Source organism: Prevotella sp. P5-126 (assembly GCF_002251185.1).
Taxonomy (GTDB): Bacteria; Bacteroidota; Bacteroidia; order Bacteroidales; family Bacteroidaceae; genus Prevotella.
Map to the genome: position 1 here is coordinate 1 of NZ_NPIZ01000011.1, position 823 is coordinate 823.

Genomic DNA, 823 nt, shown 5'->3' on the forward strand with positions numbered 1-823 from the left:
ATTTTGCTTGGGGAGCTACTGAGCCTTGGTATTCATCAATTTCAGGAAACACTTTTACTTGGAAAGAAGGCCATGAAAGCGGATATGCAGACGGAACAGCCCCAACCTTCTCCCCCGAATATGAGATGAATACAGATTTTAAAATGTCAGATGATCCTGCTCGCAAGATTCTCGGTGGTGACTGGCAGTTGCCCACAGTAGATATATGGATGGCTTTGCGCAATGCCAATACAAAAACGGTGAATTGGGAAACTACTGCAGATGGGGGTTTTTGGGAAACGGGAACATTAAGTGAAAACAAAGGAATAAAGATAACCAAGAAAGGCGAACCTGGTACTTATCTCTTCTTGCCCTATGCTGGCATTTTCAGAGGGACTGAGTTCGATAAGTATGCCGGCAAGTACTGGTCAGGCACAGCCGTCTATAGCCCGAAAGCTTATATCCTGTCCTTCACCAGAATGGATACCGACCTCGACCCTAAATCCGTCTACCCACGCTGCTTAGGTTGCCAGGTGCGCCCGGTGCGCTTGGTTGTGCAGCAGTAGATTGAAACTTCAGCAATAGCGCAAGGCGATAGGGTCATGGGGACAGGTACATTGGTTCACTCTTTAGGGTCGATGAACCTGTCCCCGATGATTTCGCTTGGGCTTCTGAGCCAATAGAGTTTGGCTCCGCATTTGTCTCTATTTATGGGAAAGCGTCTTCATGCGCTTTGTTTCTGACTTCTCGAAATCAGGTAAACCAGAACCTCGAGAAGTGGAACAGGCAAGTGTCAGGTTCCACGCTTCTTTCATTAATAGGTTCACCTTATATTAGTTATTAA

The 823-nt window shown here is 46.5% G+C and carries 1 protein-coding gene; it reads left to right on the top strand.

Annotation, left to right across the window (positions count from 1 at the left end):
- On the top strand, window positions 1-545 hold a 545-nt coding region (locus tag CIK90_RS14050; RefSeq protein ID WP_158216009.1), incomplete at its 5' end, for a hypothetical protein.
- Between the last annotated feature and the right edge of the window lie 278 nt (window positions 546-823).